This window comes from Rodentibacter pneumotropicus DSM 21403, assembly GCF_000379905.1.
Lineage (GTDB): Bacteria > Pseudomonadota > Gammaproteobacteria > Enterobacterales > Pasteurellaceae > Rodentibacter > Rodentibacter pneumotropicus.
In genome coordinates this window covers 140945-161748 of record NZ_KB904057.1, presented here as the reverse complement: position 1 = coordinate 161748, position 20804 = coordinate 140945, and the positions used below count along the sequence as shown (strand labels likewise).

The window sequence follows — 20804 nt, the reverse complement described above, 5'->3', positions numbered from 1 at the left end:
AAAGAGAAATTAATAATCCGGACGACGTGCAAGAATTTCACGTTTACCATTTTGCATGGCACTTACAACACCTTGTTCTTCCATTTGATCCATAATTCTGGCAGCACGGTTAAAGCCTACGCTAAATTTCCGTTGAAGGGCTGAAACGGAAGTCGTCCCGGTGGTTAATACAAATTCCATAACCTCATCAAACAATGGATCCAATTCTCCGCTGCTTCCCGCCGATTTTTCTGTATTTTCTTCCTCATCCGTACTGTCCAAAATACCATCAATATAATCCGGTTTTCCACGGGCACGCCAATCATCGGCAATACGCACCACTTCATCATCACTCATAAATGCGCCATGTACACGAATCAGATCGGACGATCCTTGCCCTGAATAAAGCATATCACCACGCCCTAATAATGCTTCGGCACCACCTTGATCCAAAATCGTACGAGAGTCAATTTTACTAGCCACCGTAAAGGCGATACGACTTGGTACATTCGCTTTGATAAGACCGGTAATTACGTCAACGGATGGTCGTTGGGTTGCCAAGATCAAATGAATCCCAATCGCGCGTGCTTTTTGAGCAAGGCGGGCAATAAATTCTTCGATTTGTTTCCCTGCCACCATCATGAGATCAGCAAATTCATCCACAATCACCACAATATAGCTTAATTTTTGCAATGCCGGCGGCATTTGATCCATGGTATCACCCGGTTTCCAAATCGGATTCGGGATCGGCATCCCCATTCCCTCATATTCATCAATTTTTTCGTTAAAACCTTCAATATTCCGTACACGAAGGGCGGAAAGTAGCTGATAACGGCGCTCCATCTCATCCACACACCAACGTAACGCATTCGCCGCTTTTTTCATATCGGTGACAACAGGTGTGAGCAAATGTGGAATATCGTTATAGACGGAAAGCTCCACGACTTTCGGGTCGATCATAATAAATTTCACTTCTTCCGGCTGGACACGGAAAAGCAAACTAAGAATCATAGTATTCACACCAACAGATTTACCGGAACCCGTTGAACCCGCTACCAATAAATGCGGCATTTTTGCCAAATCCACCACAACAGGTTTACCACTAATATCTTTCCCCAATGCCATAGGTAAAAGCGCTTTAGAATCACGAAATTCATTACTGTCTAACACATCACGCAACGGCACAATTTGACGGCGGGCATTTGGCGTTTCAATACCGATATAAGGTTTACCCGGAATCACTTCCGCCACACGAATAGAACGAAACATCAAAGCACGTGCCAAATCCGAATCAATATTGGTTACTTTCGAGGCTTTTACTCCGGGTTGTAATTCCAGTTCATAACGAGTCACCACCGGCCCCACAAGTACATCTTTTACTGTCGCTTTAACATTAAAATTACGAAGTTGCTGTTCAATACGTTGTGAGGTATCATGAATTTCCTCTCGGGTAATATCCTGCGCTTGGGTCGGGCGATATTCCAATAACGCCAAACTCGGTAATGGCGTACTCGGTTTCTCACGTTTTGTTGTCGGTTGCTGAAATGCCGGATGAATCAACGAATCACCATAAGGTTTATAAATCGGTGTAGCCTCTTTCTCTTTCATTTCTTGAGTCGCTGTTTGTGGTTCGGTCAAAATAACTTTTAACGCCTCTTCCGCATTTAAAGCTTTGGCTCGTATCTCCATTTCAGCAAGACGTTGTTGCTCTTGTTCGGCAAATTGACGTGCCAAATCATCCATTTCATCATTCATCTCTTCAGAAAGTGCGGTCGTTTTTTGCGATGAATTTTGCAATGCAAGGCTCACTGTTGGTATTGTTGGTTCGTTTAATCCTGAAACAATGGAAAAATCAACCGCACTTTGCTCTTCTTTAAGATGGCTTTGTTGGTTTGCACTTTCCCAAATTGGAACGGTTGTGTGCGGTGAGGTTTCACCATAAGTACCAATACTTACTTTAGGTAACTCATCTAAGGTTTCTGTTTTGAACGTATCAAAATTCTCGTTAAATTCAGATGTTGTTTGTTGGGCATCAGAAGGGAGCTTCAGTGATGGCGATAAACCACTGATATTGATCAGCGTTTCAGGTTGAACTAATGGATTATCCGGACTTTCTTCACTTACCTTGAAAGATTCGTTTTTATCTTCCTCTGACTTTTCCACTAATTTATTTTCTTCTTTTTCTAAATTTGATGGCTTCCGAATCACAATTTGTTCCAATTCTTCAACGGATTCAGTCGATTGCTCTACATCTTGCTGAATATCATTTTTCATCGTGAGCCAATTATAAAAACGCATAATCAAGCGAATTAATGAAGCCCCCGAACAGAAAATGAAACCAATAATAGCTAGCCCCAAACCTGCAAGAATACAACCAAATTTTCCTAAAGTCGGATAAAGTGAAATCACCACACTACCGCCCAATACGCCACCGGATAAATAGTAATTCGTGTTAGAAAGTAGTAAAGTTGCCATGATAGTTAAGCCGATTAATAACGTAATAAAGCCAAAACTACGCAAGACAATTTTAGTAAGAGATAAAGAACGAACTGCTTTTGTTTTTAATAAAAAAATAGGAACAAGAAAAATCAGAAAGGGCAGTAAATGCCCCATGTAGCCCAAGAAAACAAAGAAAGCATCTATGATCCATGCCCCTAAAGCGCCGGCTTTATTAATCGTTTCTCTTTGAAAGCTGGCCGTTGACCAAGAATTATCTAAAGGTGTGTAACTCGACCACGCAACAATCAGGTATAGCCCCAAAAGTGCGGTCAAGCCTAAAATTAATTCACCGAGATATTGTTTCGGTGTAAATCGTTCAGTAATTCGTTTAATCATTTTTATTTTAAAACAAGATAATTGGTTTGTTTGACTTCTTCCATCACCACATAAGTGCGAGTGTCATTCACGCCGGGTAAACGAAGTAAGGTTGTACCAAGCAATTTACGGTAAGCCGCCATATCTGCTACTCGCGTTTTTAACAAATAATCAAAATCACCCGAAACTAAATGACATTCTTGAATTTCATCAAGGGCTTGAATCGCCTCATTAAATTCTTCAAATACATCGGGTTTCCCTCGTATAAGGGTAATTTCAACAATGACTAAAAGCGGCGCATCAAGTAACTCAGGATTAAGCAAAGCACGGTAGCCCATAATCACGCCCTGCTTTTCCAAACGTTTTACCCTCTCTAAACAAGGCGTAGGTGATAATCCGACTTTTTTGGAAAGATCAATATTCGAAATTTTTCCGTTACGTTGTAGTTCATTAAGGATTTTAATATCAATCGCGTCCAACGCTTTATGTAATTTTTTTTCCATTTTATTCGCCGTCCTTTTTTACTTACACGGGCATATTTTAGCGAATTTTACCGAAGTTTTCAGTATGACAATGAATTTCTAAAAATTATCCAGTACATCTAATGCGTCTGCTAATTTTTTCACTGTAAAAACCTGCATATTTTCGACCGCACTTTTCGGTTTATTACCGAAGGGTACAATGGCACGTTTAAATCCGTGTTTTGCCGCTTCACTAATACGTTCTTGCCCACTCGGTACAGGACGAATTTCACCGGCAAGTCCCACCTCCCCAAAGATCACCAAATCTTGTGGCAAGGGACGATTACGAAAACTGGAAATTAACGCCAACAACAAGGCAAGATCTGCACTGGTTTCCGTGACTTTCACGCCCCCCACAACATTAACAAACACATCCTGATCCGCCATTTGTAACCCACCGTGGCGATGCAATACGGCAAGTAATAATGCTAAACGATTCTGTTCCAAACCTACGGCAACACGGCGCGGGTTTGCCAACATTGAATGATCCACCAAGGCTTGAATTTCTACTAATAGCGGGCGGGTTCCCTCCCATAAAACCATCACTGAGCTCCCCGGTGTTTGCTCATCGCCACGGCTCAAAAAGATTGCGGAAGGATTTTTCACCTCGCGTAAACCTTGTTCCGTCATACCAAATACACCCAATTCATTCACCGCACCAAAACGGTTTTTATGGCTACGTAGGGTACGATAACGGGAATCCGCTTCCCCCTCTAAAAGCAAGGAACAGTCAATCGCATGTTCTAATACTTTAGGTCCGGCAAGAGTACCATCCTTAGTAACATGCCCCACCATAATAATCGCCACTTGACGGGTTTTCGCATAACGGGTGAGGAAAGAAGCACATTCCCTCACTTGGGCAACACTCCCCGGGGAAGATTGAATATCCGCCAAATGCATCACTTGAATGGAATCAATCACGATAATTTGCGGTTTGAGCTGATCTGCCAAATTACAAATCTGCTCTACCGAAGTTTCAGAAAGCATATTGAGCTGATCATTCGGTAAACCTAAACGATTAGCCCGCATAGCAACCTGTTGTAGGGATTCCTCGCCCGTCACATAAAGTGCGGTCATTTTTTGTGCCAAACCACACATCACTTGCAACAATAACGTACTTTTTCCTGCACCGGGATGCCCCCCAATCAAAATTGCACTGCCCGGTACAATTCCTCCGCCTAATACGCGATCAAGCTCTTTAAATCCACTGGTAAAGCGAGGAGTTTCTTGCAAACTGATTTCCGATAAGGTCTGAATTTTTGCTTGTGTTTCACCGGCATAACCGCTGAAACGATCATTTTTGCTTTTTACCGTAGAAATCAACCGCACTTCACTAATCGTATTCCAAGCTTTACAAGCGGAACATTGCCCTTGCCAACGGGAAAATTCCGCACCACAATCATTACACACATAAGCCGTTTTAGGGGCTTTCGCCATGCTATTTCTCCATAAAATAAGACTGTCTCAAACACGTAATATCAAAACGATACTTTAATGATATACACTTGATTCGCCCGATACCGCTAAACGCATTAATTTAATCATTCGTTCAAAATACAAACGTGTAGTAAAAAGTGCGGTCAATTTTTCAATAGTTTTTTTATTATCCTTGGTTTCACTGTGGAAACGAATCAACGCCTGAATTTCGTTAAGGAAGGTTTGATTACTTTCGAGTAATTGTGGCAACACATCATCCTCTATGATCGGGTTTCCGCTTTTTTGTTCCAACACCCGTTCAAACAACATCTTGTTTTCATCATAATAATGGTACAAATTGAAAAATGCCCCTACCCGCTCCACAGTTTTCATAAAATCGTGATGAAAAAATGAACTTGGCAAAGAAAGGGTTTCTTCTACTAATTCCTGCTCCATTTTTAAAATTTGATGAAATTTCGCGTTAAAATCCACCGCACTTTCTTCTCTATCTTTGCTCAAGAAATCACGCCATTTATTCAGCCAATCCGTTAAAACTACGGGGCTACTAAGTTGATAGCCACGCTTCGCCTTGCTCGCACTACTAAAATAAATATCGGTCAAAACGGGCAATTCTTCCACGAAATAGAAAAGATCGCTGACTTTCCCTTCTTTTAATTCAAACTCAATTTCACAAATAGGTTGTGAACGCCCACCACTTACAACTTCCCCTTGATCAAACGCCACTTCAATTTTGGAATTACGAAATGCTATCAGCCATAAAGTGCGGTTAAAATCCGTGGAGAAAATCGGTTTTAGCGGAGTCACCGGCAATTGCTCAAAAGGATATAAAGTGCGTAATTGTTCGTTTGTTGGTGCTTCTTTTTTATCTAAGAGTAGATTATATTCAGGGCGATGATGCAAGCCGCCGACTACTTCCCCATTCGTTTTTAGGGTTAATGTAAACGCTTGATTTTCTTGACGAATACGCAAACCCATTTTTTGCCTAGCGAGAAAATGATCAGGATAATCATAATAGGTGTTACCTAAGCAAATGCTTTTACGATCTAATGGGTTAAATTGTTGAAGGTGCTTTTCAAGTAAGTGAAATGTTTCCGGTGAAACAGCAAGTTTGAGTTCTATTTCATTGCTCACGAGAATGAATCCTTATTAATTTAACTGGTTAAATATACAAAAAAACCAAGACTTTTATGTGCAACTTACGTTAAGAACACTGATATCATCAAACGTAAAATTACCCTATATATTATTTTAATGGGGCAAAAAATAGTCTTTATCCTTTAAGCCATAGGCATCTTTGTGAAAAAGTACAGTCATCTGAGAAGATTTTCTATTTATAACAAATGTACCATCGCTTTTTCTTCTTGTTTAATTCGGACGGCTAAAATAACAAGATAAATTGGCAGTCCAATTATTGCGACATTGATAGCATGACAAAACAGGCTTAGTCCAATTAGCTCCGGAATGATATTAAGAAAATAGTTAGGGTGACGAACGTATCTGAATAAAAAAGAGCGATTGATTTTATGGTTAGGTAAAATATAGATTTTTACTGTCCAAATCTCTTTAAGCTCATAGATGACATAAAATAACATCGCTATTGCGAAAACCAGTATTGCCAAGCCTATTTGTGAAACAAAATCAAACCCAATTAAACGGTAGTTAGCCTCGCAGATTGCGGCAACATAGAATGCAATATGAGCGACAGATAACAACATTGAATTAGTTTTACCATATTGAACAGCGCCCCTAGCAATTAAAGACCTCTCATTACGAATAGAAATGGATAAGGTGTAAAAACGAAGGCTAAGAATGATAACAAAAATAATATTAATGAGTAGCATAAGTTCTCCTTAAAAAAGGGATTACCATAACAAATTATATAAAAATATTCATCAACAATTTTCCTGTTAAGAGGATTTACACATTTTTTATACCATCATCCGAACGACACACAATAGTTTAATATCGGCTCATTACAACTAACTACATACACACTCTCAAAGCCTGACGGTTATTTCTACCTTAGTAGATTCATCTACATAGGGTTAAAACATTAATTAATGAATCTATGATCGTTATCTATAAAATCAATTCTATTTCAAGTAAAAATCAGGTAATATGCGCACGAATTTCAACCCCTTATATGGAGTAAATGAGATATGGCAATGAATAATATCCTTGGATTATTTGCCCACTCGCCTTTAAAACCTTTGCAAAAACATTCTGACAAGGTCACTGAGTGTTGCGATCTTTTAATTCCTTTTTTTGAAAAAACCTTTTTAAAAGATTGGGAAGGAGCGGAAAATGTTCGTTTGGAGATTTCCCGATGTGAGCGCGAAGCAGATTCGCTCAAACGAGAAATCCGTTTGAAATTACCTCGTGGTTTATTCTTACCTATTGATCGTACCGATTTATTGGAATTGGTGACGCAACAAGACAAATTGGCGAACTTTGCTAAAGATATTTCCGGCAGAATGATTGGTCGTCAATTTGGTATCCCAGAAGAAATGCAAGAAGATTTCCTCAGCTATGTGAAACGTAGTTTGGATTCTATCCATCAAGCCCATTTAGCCATTGAACAAATGGATGAATTACTCGAAACCGGCTTTAAAGGCCGTGAATTGAAGTTGGTTAATAATATGATCCAAGAATTGGATTCGATTGAAGACGATACGGATCAAATGCAAATTCAATTACGCAAAATGTTACTGGCTATTGAACATCATTACAATCCAATTGATGTCATGTTTCTATATAAAATTATGGAATGGATTGGCGTACTTGCCGATCAAGCCCAACGGGTTGGTTCACGTATTGAATTAATGCTTGCCCGCTCATAGTTTATTGCCAATAAAAAATAGGAAAACACGATGGAACTTATTAATCAATATGGGTCATTATTTATCATTATAACTGCTATTTTTGGCTTATTAATGGCGTTCGGTATCGGTGCAAATGACGTTTCAAATGCTATGGGAACTTCAGTCGGTTCCGGTACGATCACAGCTAAACAGGCTATTTTAATCGCCATGATATTTGAGTTTGCCGGTGCTTATCTCGCCGGTGGTGAAGTAACCGAAACGATTAAAAGCGGTATTATTGATCCGACACAATTTGTTGATTCCCCTGATATTTTAGTATTAGGAATGATGTCGGCCTTATGTGCCGCAGGGGTATGGTTACTCATTGCTTCTTACATGGGTTGGCCTGTTTCAACGACACACTCAATTATCGGTGCAATCATTGGTTTCGCCTGTGTAACAATTGGTTCGGACGCAGTCCGTTGGGAAAGCATTGGTGGTATTGTTGGAAGTTGGTTTGTTACGCCGGTCGTATCTGGTATTGTTTCTTATGCCATTTTTACCAGTACGCAAAAACTCATTTTCGATACAGAAGATCCTTTAAAAAACGCAAAAAAATTCGGTCCGTACTATATGGGATTAACCAGTTTTATCCTCAGCATCGTAACAATGACAAAGGGGTTAAAACACGTTGGCTTACATTTTACAATCACTGAAACCGTAACAATTGCAGCAACTATCAGCCTCATATCGATCGTCTTCTGCTATTTTTACTTCCGCAGCGAAGCTTTCAAAAATCGTGTGCAAGGCGGTACTTTTGGCGGAGTTGAAAAAGTATTTAGTATTTTAATGCTATTAACCGCTTGCTCAATGGCATTTGCACACGGTTCTAACGATGTTGCCAATGCGATTGGTCCACTTTCTGCCGTAGTGTCAATCGTAGAAAGTGGTGGTGAAATTACAACGAAAAGTACTTTAGCTTGGTGGATCTTACCATTAGGGGCAACAGGTATTGTAATTGGTTTAGCTGCTATGGGCTATAAAGTAATGGGAACAATCGGAACAGGGATTACCGATCTAACACCAAGTCGCGGTTTCTCTGCTGAATTTGCAACAGCAATTACGGTTGTTATTGCCTCAGGAACCGGCTTACCTATTTCTACTACACAAACTCTTGTTGGTGCTGTATTAGGTGTTGGCTTTGCACGTGGTATTGCCGCGTTGAACTTAACCGTTATCCGCAATATTATCAGCTCATGGGTAATCACACTGCCTGCCGGTGCATTCTTTGCTATCGTAATTTTCTATATTTTACGTGCAATTTTTCTTTAATTAAAAAATGCGGTTAAATTTAACCGCACTTTTTTTCTAAATTGAGGTCTGTAAGTAAGGTCCAAAAATTTAAGAGCGAGTATGCCAAAAACTATGTTAAAACTTATTAAGCTTTTATTCCCGAGTGTTTTACTCATTTCAACAGTCACTATCGCTTACGCAGAAACCCAATATGTGACAGAAAACCTCAATACTTATCTTCGCCGTGGTGCCGGTGATCAATTTAAAATTGCCGGTGCCATTCAAGCCGGAGAGCAGGTCAATGTATTGGAAAAACAAGGAAAGTATAGCCTCATTCGAGACAGTAAAAATCGCGAGGCTTGGATATTAACTTCCGAATTAAGCAACACGCCAAGCAGTAAACTTGAAAATCCCAAATTAAAGGCTCAAATTCAAGAATTAACATTAAAACTCAATCAGTTAGATGGTGATTGGCAACAGCGCACCGTAGAAATGCAACGTCGTACCAAACAATCTGAGCAACAAAGCAGCGAATTATTGGAACAGAATTCTCAACTCAAACGTGAGTTAGAAATTACTAAAAATAAAAATCGCGACTTAGAAGCCATGCTTGATGTCAGCAAACGTGAAATTGCGATCCAATGGTTTATTTACGGTGGTTCGGTGCTTGGTGTCGGACTGTTACTTGGCTTAATTATTCCGCATATTTTACCAAGACGTAAACGCCGTGACGGTTGGGCATAATCAATGACACCGAGCAAATGTTCGGTGTTTCTTTTTTTAAGGAAAATCAATGGAAATTTATTTGGTTGGCGGTGCGGTTCGAGATCAATTATTAGGGTTACCGGTAAAAGATCGCGACTGGGTTGTCGTTGGAGCAACCGCTGAAAGGCTACTATTCAAAGGCTATCAACAAGTCGGCAAAGATTTTCCTGTTTTTCTTAATCCCAATACTAAAGAAGAATATGCTCTTGCCCGTACAGAACGTAAATCCGGCAAGGGTTATACGGGCTTCATTTGCGATTTTTCTCCAAACATCACATTAGAGCAAGATCTCATTCGACGTGATCTCACAATCAATGCCATGGCAATTGATGACCAAGGCAATCTTCACGATCCCTATCATGGTAAAAGCGATTTAGATAATCGAATTTTACGCCATATATCTCCTGCTTTTGCAGAAGATCCCCTACGGGTTTTACGCGTTGCCCGCTTTGCCGCTCGTTTCCATCATTTTGATTTTAAAATAGCACCGGAAACCCTTCAGTTGATGAAAAACCTCACACAAAGCGGTGAACTATCACATTTAACGGCAGAACGAGTTTGGCTTGAAACAGAAAAAGCATTAAATGAAAAACATCCTGAAATTTACTTTGAAATACTACGTAAGATTGGCGCATTAAATATCCTTTTTCCTGAACTGAACGCCCTTTATGGTGTACCGAATCCGCCACAGCACCATCCGGAAATTGATAGCTTTGTGCATACGATGTTAGTGTTGCAACAAGCCGTAAAACTCACAGAGAACCATCCTGACCTAAACCAAAGTGCGGTTCGTTTTGCTGCTGTTTGTCATGATCTTGGCAAAGCCCTAACTCCCAAGGAAATCCTTCCTCATCATTATGGGCATGAACTGGCAGGCGTAAAACCAACCCACTCTGTTTGTAAACGCTTAAAAGTACCAAGTTACGTTCAAGAACTCGCCGAATTGACCTGTGAATATCACACCCATATTCATAAAGCCTTTGAACTTCGTCCGGAAACGGTGATGAAACTCTTTAATCGTTTTGATGTATGGCGTAAACCGCAACGTTTCCAAGAATTCCTGTTAGTTTGTCTTGCTGATACAAGAGGGAGAACCGGTTTTGAAATGCGGGAATACCCACAACGGGATTATATCAACGCCTTATTAAAAGCGGCTAAAAAAGTCGATGTTCAACAAGTGATCGCAGACGGATTTGAAAAACAAGGAATTCGAGATGAGTTAAATCGTCGTCGAATCAACGTAATCAGTGAGATGAAAAAAAGCCTATCAAACTCAATAAAAACAGGCTTTACTAAATAGAGACGACCTCTTACAATAACCCAATTTCGGGGCTAAGCATAATCTATGAAATCATTAAAATTTTTAACCGCACTTTTTATCACAACGATTCTTACCGCCTGTACATTGGATGCAGAGCGCCCAACCAATATGCAATACCTTGATAAAACCGATGCTACTTGGCAACAACATTTGCAAAAAATAGAAAAAATCCAACAATATCGAGCCAGAGGTCAAATCGGTTATATTAGCCCGTCAGAACGTTTTTCCAGCCGTTTTGAATGGCAATATCAAAATCCACAATCCTATACACTTAAACTTTACTCTCTCATCAGTAAATCCACCTTACTGATTGAAATGCAGCCACAAGGTATGACGATTTCGGATAACAACGGGAATCGACAGTCCGCACGCAATGCAAAATTATTGCTACAAGAGATGATCGGTATGAATATTCCCTTAGAACATCTTGCGTATTGGATGAAAGGACAACCTGCTGTCAATTCTGATTATAAAGTCGGGATGAATCATTTACTCGGCACATTCAGTTATCCCTTTGACGATTCGACTTGGACGGCGGATTATTTAACTTACCATACTGAAAATTCCATGCCGGAAAATATTTTACTAAAAAATCAAAATACCTCCCAAACCCTAAAAATCCGTGTGGTTGAGTGGGCATTTTAATGAAAACATATCAATTTTCGACCGCACTTTCTTCACAACCTTTACTTGGAAAACCTCACCATTTTCCAAGTCCTGCAAAACTTAATTTATTCCTTTATATCAACGGAAAATTGCCAAACGGCTACCACGAATTACAAACCCTATTCCAATTTCTTGATTTTGGCGATTGGCTTGACATTGAAGTTTGTGAACAAAACAGCGACATTATTATCACACCTAACATTCCTCATTTAAAACCCGAAGATAATTTAATTTACCGAGCGGCAAAACGTTTGCAGGAAAAAGCCAACATCACAAAGGGTGCCACCATTCATTTAGATAAAATTCTTCCTATGGGAGGCGGTGTCGGTGGTGGTTCTTCCAATGCTGCAACCACACTTGTTGCGTTAAATTATCTTTGGAATGCCAATTTATCCCTTGATGAACTGGCTGAGATAGGATTGGGCTTAGGTGCGGATGTACCTATTTTTATACATGGTCACGCCGCTTTTGCTGAAGGAGTAGGAGAAAAAATCACCTACTGTACCCCAACAGAAAAATGGTTTGTTGTATTAAAACCGGAAAGTTCAATTTCCACCGCCGTGATTTTCAATGATCCAGATCTACCGCGTAACACGCCTAAAAAAGCTTTAAACAAGCTACTTAATTCGCCTTACGAAAACGATTGCCAAAAAATTGTGCTAAATCACTATCCAGACGTTGAAAAAGCCCTAAACTGGTTGCTACAATATGCACCGGCAAGATTAACCGGAACTGGTGCTTGCGTATTCGCTGAATTTAACAACGAGGCAGATGCCCAAGCATGCTTTCAACAAAAACCAAAAGAATTATTCGGTTTTGTTGCGAAAGGACTCAATGTTTCACCGTTATATCAACTGTTGAAACACCACAATCTCCCTAATTCATCTACAATCTAACCTGAGGTTATAAACCAATGCCAGACATTAAACTCTTCGCGGGGAATGCAACACCTGAACTTGCAAAACGCATTTCCGAACGTTTATATATTTCCCTTGGTGATGCGACAGTAGGTCGTTTCAGTGATGGTGAAATTCAAGTTCAAATTAACGAAAATGTGCGTGGTGCGGATGTTTTCATTATTCAATCAACCTGTGCTCCGACTAACGACAACCTAATGGAATTGGTTGTCATGGTAGATGCTTTACGCCGTGCATCAGCCGGTCGTATTACCGCTGTGATTCCTTATTTCGGTTATGCACGCCAAGATCGCCGCGTACGTTCCGCCCGCGTACCGATTACCGCCAAAGTTGTCGCCGATATGCTTTCCACTGTCGGTATCGATCGCGTTCTGACCTGTGATCTCCATGCGGAACAAATCCAAGGTTTCTTCGATGTACCTGTCGATAACGTATTCGGCTCACCGGTACTCATTCATGATATTTTGAAAAAAACCGATCTTGAAAATCCGATTGTGGTTTCTCCGGATATCGGTGGTGTAGTACGCGCACGTGCGGTAGCAAAATTATTAAACGACACCGATATGGCGATTATTGATAAACGCCGTCCACATGCAAATGTCGCCCAAGTCATGCATATCATTGGTGATGTTGCAGGACGTGATTGTATTCTTGTAGATGATATGATCGACACTGGTGGCACATTATGCAAAGCAGCGGAAGCTCTAAAAGAGCGCGGAGCAAAACGCGTATTTGCTTACGCAACTCATGCTGTTTTCTCCGGTGCGGCAGCAAAAAACCTTGCAAGCGACTCGATTGATGAAATTGTAGTCACCGATACAATTCCTCTTTCAGCTGAAATGAAAGCCCTTGGTAAAGTACGTATTCTTACCCTTTCTTCTATGCTGGCAGAATCTATTCGCCGTATCAGTAACGAAGAATCCATATCGGCAATGTTTAACTAATCAGCTAAAAATGCGGTCAAATTTGACCGCATTTTTTTATGCTTTTTTATGAATACAACAAATCAAATTTATGCCATTGATGTATTTATTACGACAACTGAATTAAATAACGAAAAATCAATTTTACTTGTTTATGCGACCAATCCGGAGTTAGCACAAAACAAGATTCGTATTTATCAACAAATACATCAAATGCAAAATTTGCAGTTATTACGTTCTTTATTCATAAATACGCTAAACAGTCTGGTAAAATGCAGGAGAAACAACAGGTATCATTAGCCCGAATGAAAATTGGATTATAACTGGAGACAGTAATGAACATAACATATTGTGGAATATAAATAATTTGCCTACTATCCAATCCCTACAACGGTATTTTTAATTTATTCACTGAAGAATATGATAAAACTAGATTAATCCCATTAACTAAAGAACAATTTCAACGCATGATGCTTGAAAAAACAGTTGCTTATGCTTTTTTAACTGAAACCGATTTTATTCGCGTAGGATACACTTATGATGATGAAGCCAATGCAACAATAGCCCCCATCTATACCATCGGCGATCCATGGATAAAAGGCTATGTCGATTTAGGTTCTTCCCCCATGATTTCGGCAAATAACTATTTTAACAGCAAAACATTCGCCTCTTCCCCTCAAGCCCATATCTTCGTTACCGGACAAGCCCACGGCGGTAGCATTAATGTTTATAAATACAACCCTGAAAAAATGGAACTCAAAAAAATTTGAGTGACTCATTAAACAAAGTGCGGTAAAAAAATGAGGTGTTTTATCCCTTCTCCCAAACTTGACCTTCATCACAAAATGAGAAAATCATAGTTGAGATTTTTTCTTATTATAGGATAATACGCAGAAATAAGAATAAATTGCATTTGGAGATTTCAATGTTGCGTATTGTGCGTTATGGCGCAGTATTATTTACTTTTTTCTTTTCTCAACTCGTTTTAGCACAAGATAACTATCAACAATGGGTAGCAGATATTACAACACGGTTGGACAAAACAGCCGCACTCCTTCAACAAAATAATCCTGATGATGCCCGCACTGAAGTGCAGATGGCGTATTTTGAAGTCTTTGAGAATTTAGAAGGCCCTATCCGTATTAATTTTTCGGCACAAAAAAGCTATCAAATGGAAGCGACCTTTGGTGAAATTCGTAAAATGATTGGAGAAGGTAAACCCCTTGATGAAATTCAAACGAAAATTAATGGTTTAAAACAGGCATTGCAAGAAGTATTGCCCGCTCTAGCAGAGGGCCATAAACTCGATGCGGACGGACAGCATAGCGTTTATCAAAACACCCAAATTCTACCTTACTGGCAGCAAAGTTTTAAAACCATTGATGATTTGCTCGCACAAGCGATTGAGGCTTATGAGCAAGGAAATTTCACCAAAGCCAAACAATCATTCCAACAAGCACAGTATGACGGCTATAAAAATTCAGAAATGGAGATGGCTGTTCGTACTCATCGCTCTTCCGAGCAATCCGCCGCCATCAATCAACAATTCTACAATTTAATTCGTTTAAGCGAACAAGCGGACCAAATGACAGAGATAGCCTACCAAAGCACCAATCTTCTACAAGATATTGAAGAATTATTGCCGGCGTTACCGACTACCCGTGAAGAACAAAACCAACAAGATAATGTGGCACAATCAGGGGAAAATGCACAACAAGATTGGCAAAAAATTGCTGATCAAGTTAATCAAGGTATTCAACAAGCCATTTCACTTTATAAAAAAGGCGAACAGAAAAAAGCCATTCTTGCCGTGCAAGACACCTATTTTGATGTGTTTGAAAACAGTGGAATGGAAAATAAAATCGGCTCTCGCGATAGTAACTTCAAAGCAGAAATTGAAGGGTATTTCACCAGAATGGTGAGCCTAATGAAAGCTAATCAAGAGGACAAATTGCAACCTCAAGCAGAGGGATTAGCCCAGAATTTATCCAAAGCTGTTGGAATGTTGCAAGGTGGTGAACAAAGTGATTGGTCGTTATTTTTATATAGTTTGTTAATCATTCTGCGGGAAGGATTAGAAGCCCTACTCATTGTCGCCGCTATTGTGGCGTACCTCGTCAAAAATAATCATCAAGATAAATTGCCGACAATTCGTCAATCGGTCTATGTTGCCTTGGGCGCAAGTGTTATCACCGCCTTTATTTTCCAACTTATTTTTGAAAATTCCGGTCAAAACCGAGAATTGCTGGAAGGTTTCACCATGATGATTGCCGTTGTTATGCTTTTTATGATGAGTTATTGGTTGCTTTCCAAAGTGGAAGCTCAAAATTGGAAACGTTATCTAGAAGGCAAACTCTCTACGGCATTAACCGCAGGCTCCTTAGCCGGGTTATGGCTCACCAGTTTTTTAGCGGTTTATCGTGAAGGGGCGGAAACCGTCTTGTTCTATTACGCTCTGGCAAGTGATGCCAAAAGTGCGGTCGGTTTGGCATATCTTTTTGCGGGTTTCCTTGTCGGCGTATTCCTACTGGCGATTTGCTACTTCATTATGCGATATAGCGTAGTGAAACTTCCCCTCAAACCATTTTTTATGTTCACCGGCACATTTATGTATGTCATGGCATTTGTCTTTGCCGGAAAATCGATCTTGGAACTTATTGAAGGAAAATTATTTGAGCCGACCTTAATGAACGGCATACCGGAAATTTCATGGTTGGGTATTTACCCTTATCTGGAAACATTAATTCCACAAGGAATTTTAATCATCGCTGCACTTTTTGCTTTAGCCGTTATGAAATACCAAAGTAAAAAAACAGCATAACCTTAAATCTCAGGAGATCTAATATGAAAAAAGCACTTATTGCGACCGCACTTTCTGCCGGCTTATTTGCCGCAAGCGCACAAGCTTTTACCGAATACCCGATAGGCGAAGCGGTAACAATGAATGGTATGGAAATTGCCGCCGTTTATCTGAAACCAATTGATATGGAACCTCGTGGCATGGGCTTACCTGCAGCAAAATCCGACATTCACTTAGAAGCGGATATTCACGCAATGAAAGGTAATAAAAATGGCTTTGGCGATGGCGAATGGATGCCTTACCTCACCATCAATTACACCTTAGTTAATACTGATACAGGCGAAAAACAAGAAGGTACATTTATGCCAATGGTAGCCGGTGACGGCCCTCATTATGGTTCAAACGTAAAAATGATGGGCGTAGGTAACTACAAATTAACCTATCATATCGATCCTCCATCAAAAGCCGGTATGCACCGCCATACAGATGGCGAAACCGGCGTAGGTCGTTGGTGGAAACCTTTTGATGTGAATTATGAATTTAAATTCACAGGAATTAAATAATTCTTTACAATGTGCGTGAATAGCTTATATTCACGCACAAATTTGCGTACCTTAAACGCTTAACAAAACAATATATTGTGCTGGCGCATTTTATCACGATGATATTTCTTGACTTATGACTTACTTTTTCGTTTTTCTACTCCAATCGCTCTTACCCATTTCAATTTTACTCGGCGCCTCATGGGCAATAAAACCAACTACGATCTCTTCAAAAACGATCATTTGGCTGAGTCTTTTCGGCTTAATAAGCGGTGTTATACTGCGTTTTATGTTGCCAAATAGCCAACTGGCGAATCTTGTCCTTACCATCATTTTTTTAAGCGCATTTTTACTTTTTGCCTTCAGTCAATGGACAACTTCAAGCAAATTAGCCTTGTGTTGGCAATTTATCTTAATGCTGATTGCCGGCGCGACTTGGGCAAAAGATCCGAATATCACCGCCCTCACCAATACGGATATTATTAATACCGATTTTATTTTGAATCTAAGTGCGGTTATTTTCGGTGTCATTTTATGTTTTACCATATCAATGTGGCTCTATTTCTTACTTAAACAACAGCAAAAAACAAAAGGAAAATCTACCGCACTTTTTGCACTGAGTTTTGTGCTTTGGTTCCTTTTAGTGCTTCCACTGTCAGGCGAATTACTCCTCATTTTGATGAAATTACAGATCATTGACCTCACCAAAGCACGATTAAGTTTTGTAGCAAAATCGGCGGCTATCACCACTTGGCTCAATTTCATCTGCCTTGCGGTTATGTTCATCAACCTAAGCATTTTCATTTTTCAAACTCACTTTAAACGGACTTTACAAGCAAAAATTGAGCAAGATACTATCGAAAAACGCAAAAAATTGGCATTGGCACAAGTATCAAAACGCCTTATCTATTGGGGGATATTGGCGATGGTACTTATCGCAACGGCTCAGATTTATTGGGAACAGGTTGCTTCACGTCCACCGCAATTGTCCGAAGCCATACCGGTCACTCTTGATCAAACCCAACAAGTGCGTATTCCCATTGAGCAGGTAAAAGACGGAAAACTCCATCGCTTTGTGTGGATTGCCGATGATGGGAAAGCCGTGCGTTTTTTTATTATCAATCGTCAGCCGAATAAACTCAGTCTCGCTGCCGTCTTTGATGCCTGCTTATTATGCGGTGATCAAGGCTATGTGATGCAGGGAAATCAGGTTGTCTGCGTAGGCTGTGGCGTACATATGTTCATTCCGTCTATTGGCAAACCGGGGGGATGTAATCCCGTACCTATCGAAGATTGGCAACAAACAGAAAATGAGATTATTATTCGCCGCACTTCATTGGAAGACGGGCTAAATTTATTCAGCACTATCATAGAAATCGACGTGCAGGATCCGATTAGCGGTAAAAAATTAAAAAATACTCAAACAGAACATAAATACAGCTACGAAAACCGTACTTTCTTCTTTGAAAATGAAGGAAATCTTGAACAGTTCCGCAATAATCCTGAAAAATATTTGAGCAGCGGAAATGAGAAAGAGGAATGACGATGTTAGCGAGAATGTTATTTCAATCTTGGCGTTTTGGTATTAAGCGTAAATTATTAGCGATTGTGACTATTTTTTTGGCGGCAGGTTTGGTCTCCGCTTTGCTTGCGGTTTCCATTGACATTGGCGATAAAATGGCAAAAGAGCTGAAATCTTATGGCGCTAATATTTTGATTGAACCGGCAAGTAACGCAGCGTTGCCTAACGAACTCAATTCGAATATCGCCCTTTCCGGTCAAGATTTTATTGATGAAAAAGAGCTACCAAACATTAAAGATATTTTTTGGCGTAATAATATTGTCGGCTTTGCCCCCCAACTAACGGTAAAAGTAAATGTAACCAAAACAGAGGAAAAATCCACCGCACTTTCGGAATCCGTTTCAATTCTAGGTACTTTTTTTGATCACCACATTGCGATTCCTGATGAAGAAGATTATCACACAGGACAACGCATTATCAGCCCTTATTGGCAGGTGCAAGGCGATTGGGTGAATGATGAAAATGATAATTTAAGTGAGACAATTCCTGTTCTTGTGGGCGTGCAGCTTGCCAAAGGAAACAACTGGAAAATTGGTGATACCCTTCATTTAACCTATCAAAAAAAAGATTTTTCCGCTCAAAGTGCGGTCAAAATTCAAGGAGTTTTAACCACTGGCGGAGCGGAAGATAGTCAGATTGTGATGCCGTTAAGTGCTGCTCAAGCTCTACTTGGTTTAGAAGGCAAAGTCCAATCCGTGAAAGTGTCCGCCCTCACAGTACCGGAAAATGCCCTCTCCCGTAAAGCACGCGCTAACACCGATAGCCTTGATGCGGAAGAATATGATCGCTGGTATTGCACCGCTTATGTGTCTTCAATATCTCACCAACTGGAAGAAGCCGTTTCCGGTTCCATTGTACGCCCGATTTGGCAAGTCGCCGCCTCCGAAGGCGTGGTGATCGGCAAAATCCAATTATTACTCTCAGTAGTTACACTGGCAGCGCTCATTGCCGCGGCAATGGGTATCGCCTCGCTGATGAATTCCAGTATTATTGAACGAAGCAAAGAAATCGGTTTAATGAAAGCCTTGGGTGCCTACCAATGGCAAATCGTTTTGTTGTTCTATTGCGAAGCCGTGTTGAGTGCATTAATTGGCGGTATCTTGGGATGTTTAGCTGGCTGGGGCTTGGCCAAATTTATTGGCATGACCCTTTTTGGCGCGCCACTCAGTTTTGCGTGGATCGTTATCCCTTGCGTCCTCACACTGTCAATCATTATTGCACTTATTGGCACTTGGTTTCCCGCTCATCGCATAGCCAAACTTTATCCTATTGAGGTGCTTTATGGCAGACAATAAAAGTATGTTTTGGCGATTGATTTTCCGCGCACTTCGTCTGCGCTTACAGCGAGTGATGATTATTTTCACAGCCTTAACGGTGGGGGCTGGCATTGTGACAGCCATGGCAGCCGTCTATTTCGACATTAACACCAAAATGAGCCAAGAACTTCGTACCTTTGGGGCAAATTTCTATATCGGTTCGACAAAAGGCGAGATGCTTTCAGTGAATCAAATTGATGAGATTTTACGACAATCTCCACAGGGATTAGTTACGGCAGCCAGTCCATATCTTTATGGCATAACACGCAGTGAATTGGAAAAAATCATCATTATGGGCGTTCGCTTTGAAGATATGCGGGTTTTAGCCCCTTATTGGCAAATTAACGGCTCCGCCATTAATGTGAATTTTGATGATCGTAATGCGATGATTGGGAAAACCCTTGCTGAACGCCTCAATTTAAAAATCGGTGACAAACTACAACTTTCAAAAAATGCGATAGAAAAACATCAATTTACCATTAAAGCCATTGTAGAAGCCGGTGATGCCACAGACAATATGCTCATCGTCAATCTTGATTTTGCGCAAAGTTGGTTGGAAAAAGAAGGGCTTGCCAACAATGCCCTACTCAATGTCAGAAATGAACTGGGTCAGGTGGATCAATTCGCTGAAAATATTATGCAACAATATCAGGACCTCACCGCCCGCCCGATTCGCAAAGTTTCCGCCTCTGAAGGACAAATTTTAAACAAAATAAAAGGGTTAATGGGGCTGATTTCTTTGGTGATTTTAGTGTTATCGACCCTTTGTGTGAACACAACATTGATTGCAATAGTAGGAGAACGATCCAAAGAATTTGCCCTCCAAAAAGCGTTAGGGGCAAAACAGTCTGATATTATTAAGCAAATCTGTACAGAAATTCTGATTATCGCCACTTATGCAATTTTCGTTGGATTGCTGTTGGGCTATTTACTTGCACAAGTTTTAGGTTTAACCGTCTTTAAATCTTATATTGATATGCGTTTACCGGTCTTCCCTATTACCCTTGTACTCTCCTTACTGGTCGCATTTATCGCCGTCATTATTCCGACACGCCGTGCATTAAGCATTCAGACAGCGAATGTACTAAAAGGCGAATAAGTATTGTGAATTAAACAAATCTGCTTAA

At 40.3% G+C, this 20804-nt stretch carries 18 protein-coding genes; 13 read left to right on the top strand and 5 right to left on the bottom strand.

Annotated elements, in window-relative coordinates:
* Nucleotides 1-9: 9 nt before the first annotated feature.
* The 5 genes from A3GE_RS0108535 to A3GE_RS0108515 all read right to left on the bottom strand — a co-directional run bounded on the left by A3GE_RS0108535 (nucleotide 10) and on the right by A3GE_RS0108515 (nucleotide 6592).
* Nucleotides 10-2814, bottom strand: coding sequence for a DNA translocase FtsK (locus A3GE_RS0108535; RefSeq protein WP_018356846.1), 2805 nt, complete (start codon nucleotides 2812-2814; stop codon nucleotides 10-12).
* Nucleotides 2815-2816: 2 nt separating this feature from the next.
* On the bottom strand, nucleotides 2817-3296 hold the full coding sequence (gene lrp, locus A3GE_RS0108530) for a leucine-responsive transcriptional regulator Lrp (protein WP_018356845.1): 480 nt from the start codon (nucleotides 3294-3296) through the stop codon (nucleotides 2817-2819).
* A gap of 78 nt (nucleotides 3297-3374) precedes the next feature.
* Nucleotides 3375-4751 carry a DNA repair protein RadA gene (gene radA, locus A3GE_RS0108525; protein ID WP_018356844.1) on the bottom strand — a complete coding sequence of 459 codons (1377 nt, stop codon included), beginning with the start codon at nucleotides 4749-4751 and terminating at the stop codon, nucleotides 3375-3377.
* 54 nt (nucleotides 4752-4805) lie between these two features.
* Complete coding sequence (locus A3GE_RS0108520) at nucleotides 4806-5882, bottom strand: CYTH domain-containing protein (RefSeq protein WP_018356843.1); 1077 nt, start codon at nucleotides 5880-5882, stop codon at nucleotides 4806-4808.
* A 200-nt stretch (nucleotides 5883-6082) separates the two neighbouring features.
* Nucleotides 6083-6592, bottom strand: a complete 510-nt coding sequence (locus A3GE_RS0108515) for an isoprenylcysteine carboxyl methyltransferase family protein (RefSeq protein WP_018356842.1) — start codon at nucleotides 6590-6592, stop codon at nucleotides 6083-6085.
* A gap of 318 nt (nucleotides 6593-6910) precedes the next feature.
* On the opposite strand from A3GE_RS0108515, the gene A3GE_RS0108510 reads away from it, so the two are divergent.
* From A3GE_RS0108510 to A3GE_RS0108450, 13 genes are all read left to right on the top strand, one after another.
* Nucleotides 6911-7591 (top strand): TIGR00153 family protein, encoded by a 681-nt coding sequence (locus A3GE_RS0108510; RefSeq protein ID WP_018356841.1) that lies wholly within the window; start codon nucleotides 6911-6913, stop codon nucleotides 7589-7591.
* A 30-nt stretch (nucleotides 7592-7621) separates the two neighbouring features.
* Nucleotides 7622-8884 carry an inorganic phosphate transporter gene (locus A3GE_RS0108505; protein ID WP_018356840.1) on the top strand — a complete coding sequence of 421 codons (1263 nt, stop codon included), beginning with the start codon at nucleotides 7622-7624 and terminating at the stop codon, nucleotides 8882-8884.
* Between the two features lie 93 nt (nucleotides 8885-8977).
* Nucleotides 8978-9589, top strand: coding sequence for a TIGR04211 family SH3 domain-containing protein (locus A3GE_RS0108500; RefSeq protein WP_026215449.1), 612 nt, complete (start codon nucleotides 8978-8980; stop codon nucleotides 9587-9589).
* Between the two features lie 49 nt (nucleotides 9590-9638).
* Entirely contained in the window at nucleotides 9639-10910 is a 1272-nt protein-coding gene (locus A3GE_RS0108495; RefSeq protein ID WP_018356838.1) for a multifunctional CCA addition/repair protein, read from the top strand.
* 45 nt (nucleotides 10911-10955) lie between these two features.
* Nucleotides 10956-11576, top strand: a complete 621-nt coding sequence (lolB, locus tag A3GE_RS0108490; RefSeq protein ID WP_018356837.1) for a lipoprotein insertase outer membrane protein LolB — start codon at nucleotides 10956-10958, stop codon at nucleotides 11574-11576.
* The gene (gene ispE, locus A3GE_RS0108485) at nucleotides 11576-12493 is read left to right on the top strand and encodes a 4-(cytidine 5'-diphospho)-2-C-methyl-D-erythritol kinase (protein ID WP_018356836.1); all 918 of its coding nucleotides are present in this window, start codon (nucleotides 11576-11578) and stop codon (nucleotides 12491-12493) included. The genes lolB and ispE overlap by 1 nt, the downstream gene beginning before the upstream one ends.
* 17 nt (nucleotides 12494-12510) lie before the next feature.
* On the top strand, nucleotides 12511-13458 hold the full coding sequence (locus tag A3GE_RS0108480) for a ribose-phosphate pyrophosphokinase (protein ID WP_018356835.1): 948 nt from the start codon (nucleotides 12511-12513) through the stop codon (nucleotides 13456-13458).
* A gap of 446 nt (nucleotides 13459-13904) precedes the next feature.
* The gene (locus tag A3GE_RS11625) at nucleotides 13905-14207 is read left to right on the top strand and encodes a hypothetical protein (protein WP_018356834.1); all 303 of its coding nucleotides are present in this window, start codon (nucleotides 13905-13907) and stop codon (nucleotides 14205-14207) included.
* Between the two features lie 155 nt (nucleotides 14208-14362).
* Entirely contained in the window at nucleotides 14363-16258 is a 1896-nt protein-coding gene (locus tag A3GE_RS0108470) for an FTR1 family protein (RefSeq protein ID WP_018356833.1), read from the top strand.
* 23 nt (nucleotides 16259-16281) lie between these two features.
* Nucleotides 16282-16800, top strand: coding sequence for an iron transporter (locus tag A3GE_RS0108465; protein ID WP_018356832.1), 519 nt, complete (start codon nucleotides 16282-16284; stop codon nucleotides 16798-16800).
* Between the two features lie 115 nt (nucleotides 16801-16915).
* Entirely contained in the window at nucleotides 16916-18322 is a 1407-nt protein-coding gene (locus A3GE_RS0108460; protein WP_026215447.1) for a Fe-S-containing protein, read from the top strand.
* A 2-nt stretch (nucleotides 18323-18324) separates the two neighbouring features.
* Nucleotides 18325-19656 (top strand): ABC transporter permease, encoded by a 1332-nt coding sequence (locus A3GE_RS0108455; protein ID WP_018356830.1) that lies wholly within the window; start codon nucleotides 18325-18327, stop codon nucleotides 19654-19656.
* On the top strand, nucleotides 19643-20776 hold the full coding sequence (locus A3GE_RS0108450; protein WP_018356829.1) for an ABC transporter permease: 1134 nt from the start codon (nucleotides 19643-19645) through the stop codon (nucleotides 20774-20776). The genes A3GE_RS0108455 and A3GE_RS0108450 overlap by 14 nt, the downstream gene beginning before the upstream one ends.
* Nucleotides 20777-20804: the final 28 nt, after the last annotated feature.

Excerpts from the sequence above, each read along its gene's own strand:
- A3GE_RS0108535 (WP_018356846.1), bottom strand. The coding sequence starts at position 2,814 with ATGATTAAACGAATTACTGAACGATTTACACCGAAACAATATCTCGGT.
- lrp (WP_018356845.1), bottom strand. The coding sequence starts at position 3,296 with ATGGAAAAAAAATTACATAAAGCGTTGGACGCGATTGATATTAAAATC.
- radA (WP_018356844.1), bottom strand. The coding sequence starts at position 4,751 with ATGGCGAAAGCCCCTAAAACGGCTTATGTGTGTAATGATTGTGGTGCG.
- A3GE_RS0108515 (WP_018356842.1), bottom strand. The coding sequence starts at position 6,592 with ATGCTACTCATTAATATTATTTTTGTTATCATTCTTAGCCTTCGTTTT.
- A3GE_RS0108510 (WP_018356841.1), top strand. The coding sequence starts at position 6,911 with ATGGCAATGAATAATATCCTTGGATTATTTGCCCACTCGCCTTTAAAA.
- A3GE_RS0108505 (WP_018356840.1), top strand. The coding sequence starts at position 7,622 with ATGGAACTTATTAATCAATATGGGTCATTATTTATCATTATAACTGCT.
- A3GE_RS0108500 (WP_026215449.1), top strand. The coding sequence starts at position 8,978 with ATGTTAAAACTTATTAAGCTTTTATTCCCGAGTGTTTTACTCATTTCA.
- A3GE_RS0108495 (WP_018356838.1), top strand. The coding sequence starts at position 9,639 with ATGGAAATTTATTTGGTTGGCGGTGCGGTTCGAGATCAATTATTAGGG.
- lolB (WP_018356837.1), top strand. The coding sequence starts at position 10,956 with ATGAAATCATTAAAATTTTTAACCGCACTTTTTATCACAACGATTCTT.
- ispE (WP_018356836.1), top strand. The coding sequence starts at position 11,576 with ATGAAAACATATCAATTTTCGACCGCACTTTCTTCACAACCTTTACTT.
- A3GE_RS0108480 (WP_018356835.1), top strand. The coding sequence starts at position 12,511 with ATGCCAGACATTAAACTCTTCGCGGGGAATGCAACACCTGAACTTGCA.
- A3GE_RS11625 (WP_018356834.1), top strand. The coding sequence starts at position 13,905 with ATGATGCTTGAAAAAACAGTTGCTTATGCTTTTTTAACTGAAACCGAT.
- A3GE_RS0108470 (WP_018356833.1), top strand. The coding sequence starts at position 14,363 with ATGTTGCGTATTGTGCGTTATGGCGCAGTATTATTTACTTTTTTCTTT.
- A3GE_RS0108465 (WP_018356832.1), top strand. The coding sequence starts at position 16,282 with ATGAAAAAAGCACTTATTGCGACCGCACTTTCTGCCGGCTTATTTGCC.
- A3GE_RS0108460 (WP_026215447.1), top strand. The coding sequence starts at position 16,916 with ATGACTTACTTTTTCGTTTTTCTACTCCAATCGCTCTTACCCATTTCA.
- A3GE_RS0108455 (WP_018356830.1), top strand. The coding sequence starts at position 18,325 with ATGTTAGCGAGAATGTTATTTCAATCTTGGCGTTTTGGTATTAAGCGT.
- A3GE_RS0108450 (WP_018356829.1), top strand. The coding sequence starts at position 19,643 with ATGGCAGACAATAAAAGTATGTTTTGGCGATTGATTTTCCGCGCACTT.